Source organism: Streptomyces sp. YS-3 (assembly GCF_045257485.1).
In the GTDB taxonomy this organism is placed as follows: Bacteria; Actinomycetota; Actinomycetes; order Streptomycetales; family Streptomycetaceae; genus Streptomyces.
This window is the reverse complement of sequence record NZ_JBJHPC010000345.1, coordinates 1-7863: the sequence shown is the minus strand read 5'-3', so window position 1 is coordinate 7863 and position 7863 is coordinate 1. Positions and strand designations below refer to the sequence as shown.

At 72.0% G+C, this 7863-nt stretch carries 8 protein-coding genes; 5 read left to right on the top strand and 3 right to left on the bottom strand.

Going from position 1 to position 7863, the window contains the following annotated elements; all coding sequences use genetic code 11:
- Positions 1–1356 (top strand): cytochrome P450 (locus ACJA3G_RS24440; protein ID WP_406555185.1); only part of this gene is annotated, 1356 nt, incomplete at its 5' end.
- Here the strand turns inward: ACJA3G_RS24440 and tgmB are convergent.
- Both tgmB and tgmA read right to left on the bottom strand, forming a co-directional pair.
- On the bottom strand, positions 1350–2276 hold the full coding sequence (gene tgmB, locus ACJA3G_RS24435; RefSeq protein WP_406555184.1) for an ATP-grasp ribosomal peptide maturase: 927 nt from the start codon (positions 2274–2276) through the stop codon (positions 1350–1352). The genes ACJA3G_RS24440 and tgmB overlap by 7 nt on opposite strands.
- 15 nt (positions 2277–2291) lie before the next feature.
- On the bottom strand, positions 2292–2483 hold the full coding sequence (gene tgmA, locus ACJA3G_RS24430) for a putative ATP-grasp-modified RiPP (protein WP_406555183.1): 192 nt from the start codon (positions 2481–2483) through the stop codon (positions 2292–2294).
- Positions 2484–2684: 201 nt separating this feature from the next.
- Here tgmA and ACJA3G_RS24425 point away from each other — a divergent pair, with 201 nt between their 5' ends.
- Positions 2685–3140, top strand: coding sequence for a hypothetical protein (locus tag ACJA3G_RS24425; protein ID WP_406555182.1), 456 nt, complete (start codon positions 2685–2687; stop codon positions 3138–3140).
- A 68-nt stretch (positions 3141–3208) separates the two neighbouring features.
- On the opposite strand, the gene ACJA3G_RS24420 is transcribed toward ACJA3G_RS24425, so the two are convergent.
- Complete coding sequence (locus ACJA3G_RS24420; protein WP_406555181.1) at positions 3209–4144, bottom strand: DUF389 domain-containing protein; 936 nt, start codon at positions 4142–4144, stop codon at positions 3209–3211.
- 440 nt (positions 4145–4584) lie between these two features.
- On the opposite strand from ACJA3G_RS24420, the gene ACJA3G_RS24415 reads away from it, so the two are divergent.
- From ACJA3G_RS24415 to ACJA3G_RS24405, 3 genes are all read left to right on the top strand, one after another.
- A complete protein-coding gene (locus ACJA3G_RS24415) occupies positions 4585–5541 on the top strand; it encodes a hypothetical protein (RefSeq protein WP_406555180.1) in 957 nt (318 codons plus the stop codon).
- Positions 5542–5707: 166 nt separating this feature from the next.
- Positions 5708–7159: an amino acid permease gene (locus tag ACJA3G_RS24410; protein ID WP_406555186.1), complete on the top strand. Its 1452-nt coding sequence runs from the start codon at positions 5708–5710 to the stop codon at positions 7157–7159.
- Positions 7160–7498: 339 nt separating this feature from the next.
- A partial coding sequence (locus ACJA3G_RS24405; protein WP_406555179.1) for a hypothetical protein occupies positions 7499–7863 on the top strand: 365 nt, incomplete at its 3' end.

Below are 7863 nucleotides of genomic sequence, written 5' to 3'. Positions count from 1 at the left end.
CTCCACCCCGTCCGCGGCCCCCGGGGCCKGCCCCGGCCGCTCGGCAACATGGTCGCGTTCGGCAGGGACCCGCTGGGCTTCCTCACCGGCCTGCGCGACGGCTTCGGGGACGCGGTGACCTGGTCGCTCGGCCCCCGGCGCGGTCTGTTCGTCTCCCACCCCCAGCACATCATGGAGTTGCTGGCGGGACGTGAGCACACCTACGACATCCTCGACATCGGCTGGGCGTTCAAACAGATCACCGGGCAGAGCGTCCTGCTCAGCAGGGGCGCCGACTGGCGCCGCAAGCGCGCGCTGGTGCAGCCGACCGTACGGCCGCGCCAGGTCCGCGCCTACGCGGGGACGATGGTGGAGTGCGCGGGCGCGGCGGCCGGCTCCTGGCGCGAGGGCGAGCGGATCGACGTACGCGAGCAGATGGCGCTCATCACCCAGCGGGTGGTGCTGCGCACCCTGTTCGGCAACGACCTCGGGGAGCAGACCGCGGCGCTCGGCGACGCGATGGACGTGGCGGAGCGGGCCGTCGGGGCGGAGCTGCGCGGCATCGGTCTGTTCTTGCCCGCCTGGGTGCGCACCCCGTCCCGCCGGTCCCTGCTGGGCGCCGTGGCCACCATCGACGCCGAGGTCCACCGGCTCATCCGGGCCCGGCTGAGCGCCCCCGACGGCATCGACGAGCGCGAAGACCTGCTCAGCAGGCTGCTCGCGGCCCGCGACGGGCAGGGCCGGCCGCTGTCGCCGAAGGAGGTGCGCGACGAGGCCGTCACCCTCTGGGCCGCCGGACACGAGACCACCTCCACGGCGCTCACCTGGACCGTGCATCTGCTCGCCCGCTCGCCGCGGGTCCGCGCCCGCCTCGAAGCCGAGCTGGACGAGGTGCTGGCGGGTCGCCCGCCCACCATCGACGACTACGACCGGCTGGTGTGGACCCGGCAGATCGTCAAGGAGGCGCTGCGGCTGTATCCGCCGGTCTGGCTCATCCCCGCGGTCGCCCGCCCGGGCGCCACCCTCGGTGGCACGCGGGTGGCGCCCGGGACGATCGTCTGGTGCAGCCCGTGGACCACGCACCGCGATCCGCGCTGGTTCCCGCGCCCCGACGCGTTCCGCCCCGAGCGGTGGGACGACGACGCACCGGAGGCGGTGCCGGACCACGCCTGGTACCCCTTCGGCGGCGGCCAGCGGACCTGTCTGGGCGCGCGCTTCGCCCAGGTCGAGGCCGCCCTCGTGCTGGCCACCCTCGCCCAGCGGTGCCGCCTCGACCTGCCGGACGCCGAGGTGGCACCCCGCGCCGCACTGCTGCTCCAGCCCGCCGTGCCGCTGATGGCGACGGTGCGGCGCCGCGCCCCGGCCCCGGTTCACTGAGCCCGGGCCAGCCAGGTGGCGACCTCCGCCGCTATCGGCTGGCCCGTGTCGAGTTCGACGAAGCCGAACTGCCCGCCCTGGTTGCACTCCAGGAACCACCAGACCCCGTCGGTGTCCTCGGCGAAGTCGAACGCCGCGTAGGCCAGCCCGGTGCGCTGGGTGTACGCGTGGACGGCCTCGGCGATGCGGCCGGGCACCCCGACGGGCTCCCAGCCACGGCCGCCGCCGTCGTAGCGGCCGTCCACCTGCCCGGGGTCGCAGACCTTGCGGGCGCCGAAGAGCGCCGCCCCCACGCAGGTCAGCCGGATGTCCGCCTTCTTGGGGACGAAGCGCTGGAGCACCACCGGCCCCGCCCGGACGCTGGAGAAGTCCGCGTCGGGCCCGATCAGCGTCGTCGGCAGGGCCATCAGCGGCTCGTCCGGCGGCGGCCCGGCGGCGCTCTTGACCACCACGTCCCGGTACTCCTGCGCGAACTGCCGGGCCACCCGGGGCACCGTCGTGACGACGGTGGGCGGCACGGCGAACCCGCTGGCGTGGGCGACCCGCAGCTGCCAGGGTTTGTGCCGGGCCGTCTCGGCGTCGCGCGGATGGTTCATCCAGCGCGCCGCCGCCGAGTACAGCATGCCGAACAGCGCCTGCCGTGTCTCGGCGGTCAGCCACTGGGAGGGCTCCGGCGCGTGGGCGGCCGGCTGCCCCGGCCGGCGCACCCAGACCGAGCGCAGCCCCGACATGCTCACCAGGAACCCGTCGACCGACAGGTGCCCGCTGAAGTCCCCGTGGGCGTACTCGGCCGAGAGCACCGCTCTGCCCGGCACATCGGCGGGGTCGAGGCGCACCAGGGGAACGCCGCGTTCGTGCAGATGGGTCACGACCATGTCGGTGGTGACGTCCTGTTCGCACGTGAGGATGAGAACCGTCATCCGGCTGCCGGGCCGTCAGTCGTCGAAGTGCGTCTGGGAACCGGCGGTGGAGGCGGTGGTGCCGCTCGCTCTGAGCACCGCGCGGTCCGCGACGGCGGGGCGCCCGTCGGGCAGCACGTTCAACTGCCGCGAGGCGTCGAAGCGGTAGGCGACGGTCCGCTCCTCCGGTTCCTGCGGCACCGTGTAGCGCAAGGTGAACGGCCTCATGGGGAACCTCCTGCTGCGACGTCACACCGATCCTGTGCTCACCTGTACGGAGTGCCCCCGTAAGGGATTCATCACGTACCGCCACACCGGGGTGAAGCAGGTCACACGCCTGGCAGTCGGGTGAAGGCAGGTTTCGCCACTGTTCGTAACGGTGATCGCTCAGGACGTCACGATCTGCCTCCGACCCCCACAGGAGCACACATGCGTTTGCGTACCACCCTCACCGCGGGCGTCCTCGCCGTCGGCGTCGTCCTCGGCGGCGCGACGACCGCGCTGGCCCACGGTGACGACGACCACGGCCGCCACCACGGCTACGGCTACGGCAACAGCCGCGACGACGACCGCCGCCACGACTACGGCCGTGACGACGACCGCCGCCATGACTACGGCCACGGCCGCGACGACGACCGGCGCCACGACTACGGTCGTGACGACGACCGCCGTCACGACTACGGCAACGGCTACGGCCGCGACGACAACCGCCACCACGGTTACACCCGCAAGGACGACCGTGAGCACGGGCGCGACCACAGCTCCGAGGGCGGCAGGAAGGGCGCCTGCCACATGGAGGGCGACACGAACGCCAACCGTGGCACCCACTACCAGTCCGACTGCGGCTGGGCGAACTGGCACAGCGCCAGCCACCAGGGCTACTGACCGTAGCGGTCGTGTGTGGCGCGGTGCGTGGGGTCCGCCCCCGCCCCGCGCCACGCGGCTTCCACCGCTCAGCGCGCGGGCTGACGGCGCCGGCTCGCCAGGAGCGTTTTCTGGGTGAGCAGGGTGAGGGTGCCCGCGAGGACGATCCCGCCCAGGTTGGCGAGGAGCTGCGCGGTCGAGCCCCAGGTCTGGGCGTACTCCCGGTAGCTGAACGCCATGGCGGCGTTGGCCGCCGCAGGGACGGTGGTCACCGAGATGGCCACCCCGATGAGCGCGCCGGACTTGGCCGAGGTGAGCGAGAGCGTGCCCGCGACACCCGCCAGGAACGCGACGACGAAGGACATCCAGTCGGGCTTCCAGATGAAGGCGGTGTTCGGACGGACCGCCTCCAGCATGTCCTTGTCGAAGAGCCCCACCTGGTCCAGGAGCCAGCCGAACCCGGCCGTCAGCAGCATGGCGGCGGCGAAGCCCGCCACCAGCGCCCACAGTGACCGCCACACGAGGCCCGGCGCGCGCTGCACCAGCGCCGTGGAGATGCCGGCCAGGGGCCCGAACTCGGGGCCGACCGCCATCGCGCCCACGATGAGAATGGCGTTGTCGAGCATCACACCGCACGCCGCGAGCATCGTGGCGATCGCCAGGAACGCCACATAGGTGACCGTGAGCGTCGACTCCTCATGGGTCGCCTCGGTGAGCTGTTCCCACAGCACCGCGTCCACGCCCTCGCCCGGGGCCTCCGCCTCGGCCTTCTCGGCGCGCTTGGACAGCGAGAGGTCGATGTTCTCGACGGCGATCGCGCCGGACCGGTCGAGCCCGAGCGCGCGCAGCCGCGCGAGGAGTCCGTCCCCGGCCTCGCGGGCGACATCGCACAGCACCAGGTCGCCCACGGGGTTGCGCGAGGCACCCGGGACGACGGCCAGATGGGCGGTGCCCACCGTCGCCTCCAGGGTCCGCACCACCTCGTCGGTGAGGTCGGCGGGCACGTTCAGACGCAGATGCAGCAACAGCCCTACTCCAGATCGGTTCCTCGAAGCCGGCCGGACCCGGCTTCCGGCCCCATGACCAGGGGCTCCTTGGACGGCAAGGGTGGCACGGTCCGCGCCGTCGCGTCACGCGCGCCACCGGCCGGGACGCGACGGCCACCTCATGAAATCCGGCCACGGCCGAAAAGGCGTCACCGCCGGGGAATTGGCCGTACCCACACCCCCTACCGGTGTCACGCCAAAAGCCCGGTGTCGGCGCCCGACGGACCCAACCGCATTTGCCCGGCCCATAAATGACAAGGAACCAGATATTCCGGGCGACGAGTTTCGATACGACTTAATGATGAGTAAGGTGTGGCTCGCTGTCAGTGAGCCTGCGTAGGGGTGACGTCCCCTGGCCGAATTCGCCATGGCCGGAATGCGCATGCGGGTGGCGTCGTCTTCGGGATGGAGAGGGGATCGTGACTGCGGGCTCGTTCGAGGGACAGTACGTGTGGCATCCGGCCGCCGACGATCGTGAGTTGGCCCAGGCCTGCACGGACGTGCGGGCCGGCCGGTATCTGAGCGCGCACAACGTCCTCAAGGACGCGCGCACCGACTTCGAGGTGCGCGCCCACCGCTCGCTGGTGCTCGCCTCCGAGGCCGCCGACTCCGATCTCGCCGAGCGGTGGCTCGCCGAGGAACCGAGCGCCGAGGCGGCGCTGCTGGCGGCGCGGGTCGCGATGGTACGGGCGTTACGCATGGCCGACGCCCGGGACGGCCGGGCCGGCGCACTGGTGCGCATCGCCACGGCCGCCTGCGGACGCGCCGCGAAACTGCTGCCGCAGGACCCCACTCCTTGGGTCGCCCAGCTCGCCCTCGCCCGCTTCGAGCGCTCCCACGACCCGGCCCCCAAAGGCCTGTTGACGGCGCCGCCGGGGCCCTGGCAGCTCTTCTCGCACATCCTGCGGCTCGACCCCTGGAACCGCGAGGCCCACCACCGGTTCCTGGCCTTCTTCTTCACCCGCCACGGCGGCTCCGCCAGCGCCCGCTGGGACGTCGCCTCCTTCCTCAGCCACCGCGCCCCGCTCACCTCACCGCTGCGACTGCTGCCCCTGGTCGCACTCGTCGAGGACTACGACCCGTCCGCCCTGCTCGCGGACAGCACCTGGCTCCAGCCCCAGTGGACGGCGACGGCGCTGGGCATCTACCAGAACTGGTTCCCCAGGACGGCGGCCTACCGCTTCACCCCCGTCCTGGACCTGGCGTACCTGGCACACGCGCTGTACATGGCCAAACGCGAGTTCGAGGCCCGGGAGGTGCTCACGGCCATGGGGCCCTACGCCTCCCGGATGCCCTGGAGCGCGTTCGGCGACCCCGAGGAACGGCTGACCCGGGCCCGGCGGGCCTGCGGGCTGCCGACCCCCGGCCCGGCCTGACCCGCCGCACCACCGCACGGCCCAGCGGCACCCGTACGACACGCGTCCTGTCCACCCCCACCAGGAAAGGCTGCCCCCAGTGTCCGAGCGCACGTCCCCGCTCCGCGCGAAAGCCCCTCGCCGTGAACCGCCCGTCGCCCTCGACGACGACGCGACACTGCACGCGATGGGCTACCCGCGGAAACTCACCCGCAGATTCCACGCGTTCGACAATTTCGCGATATCTTTTACGATCATCAACATCATCTCCGGCATATTCTCCGCCTTCGGATTCGGAATGGGCGCCGGCGGGCCGCGCATCCTCATCTTCGGCTGGATCGGTGTGTCGCTGATGGTGCTGTTCGTCGGCGCGGCGATGGGCGAGATCGCCTCCGCCTACCCGACCAGCGGCGCCCTGTACTTCTCCGCGGGCAAGCTCGCCAAGCGGCACCGCGGCGCCTGGTCCTGGTACACCGGATGGCTGAACTTCGTCGGCCAGGTGGGCGGCACCGCCGCCACCAACTACGCCGCCGCCACCTTCATCCAGGCCTTCGTCTCGATGCAGTGGTCCTCCTACCACCCCACGCCCCAGCAGACCGTCGGCATCGCCGCGGTGATCCTGGTGGTGCAGGCGCTGGCCAACACGTACACGGTGCAGCTGGTGGCCGTGGTGAACCGGATCTCCGTGTGGTGGCTGCTGGTCGGGATGGTGGTGATCGTGGCCGCCCTCACCTTCAAGCCCTCGCACCACCAGTCCGCCTCGTTCGCCAACCACTTCGTCAACACCACCGGCTTCAGCAGCGGTCTGTACGCCGCGATGCTGGGCCTGCTGGTGACCAGCTGGACGTTCACCGGCTTCGACGGCAGCTTCCACATGTCCGAGGAGACCGTGAAGGCCACGGTCAACACCCCCAAGGGCATCATGCGCGCGATCATCTACTCGGCGCTGGCCGGGCTGGTCCTGATGCTCGCCCTGGTCTACGCGATCCGCGACTACGCGGGCGAGGCGAGCTCAGCCGCCCCGCCGGTGCAGATCCTCATCGACGCGCTCGGCATGGGGACCGCCAAGCTCCTGCTGCTGATCGTGATCGGCGCGATGCTCTTCTGCGGTCTCGCCAACATGACCAGCAACACCCGCCAGATCTTCGCCTTCTCGCGCGACGGGGCGATGCCCGGTTCACGCTGGTGGCATTCGGTGTCGCTGCGCACCCGCACCCCCGTCAAGGCGGTGTGGCTGGCCGCGGCCTGCTCGCTGGTGCTGATCATCCCCGGCTGGTGGTCGCACACCGCCTTCACCGCCATCGTCAGCGTCAACGTCGTCGGGCTCTACCTCGCCTACGGTGTGCCCATATTCCTGCGGCTGCGCCTGGACGACTTCCAGCCCGGCCCGTGGAACCTGGGCCGCTGGGGCAAGCCCGTGGCGGCGGTCGCGGTGGCCTGGATCGTGCTCAGCAGCGTGCTGTTCATGCTGCCGCAGACCTCGCCGATCACCACCGACTCGTTCAACTACGCCCCGATCGCGCTGGGCGCGGTGCTCTTCATCGCCACCCTGTGGTGGTTCGCCACCGCCCGCCACCGCTTCCAGGGCCCGGTCAGCTACGGCAGCCCCGACGAGGTGGCCGCGATGGACCTCATCTGACACCGGCCGTCCGCGCCTGACCTCCCGGGCCGTCCCCCGCCTCTTCGGAGCGGGGGACGGCCCGCGTACGTGCGCGGGTACCCGGATCCGTCCCGCGCATCCGGCCCGGGCGCGGCCCGGCACCCGGGGCTGGGGACCCCGGCGCGTCCGCGGTGCTGGTGAGACGTCTGCGGTCACGGTGGACACGTCCGCCACCGTGCGCTCCCCGGGCGCCATTCCCCCGGTCGGCACTTCGCAGGATGATCCTGCCTTCAACGTCCTACCTGCCCGGTTCGTCCGCCTTCTGTCCCCCGCACCGCGCCCCGCCCGCTCACCGGGGGGCGCACGAAAGGACTCCTCATGCCCGGAACGCGAATCACCTTCCTCGACGGCCAGGCCGGCCAGCCGCAGGCACTGGAGCGCGTGACCGCCGAGGTGCGGCGGCAGTTGGCCGGGCCGGCCGGCGCCCGGCTGCGCGCCACCGGGCGCCCGCTCCTCGCCGGGATCGGCGCCTCGTACGCGGCGCTCGCCCTGCCGGTCGAGGTGCTGCGCGGCCATGGTGTACCCGCCCAGCGGGTGCTGGCCAGTGAGATCGAGGAGGGGCTCGGCGGCTTCGACACCGATCTGCTCATCGGCGTGTCGCAGAGCGGTCGCACCTCGGAGACGATCGCCGCCTTCCGGGCCGCCCCCGGCGTGCCCACCCTGGCGGTCCTCAACGTCACCCC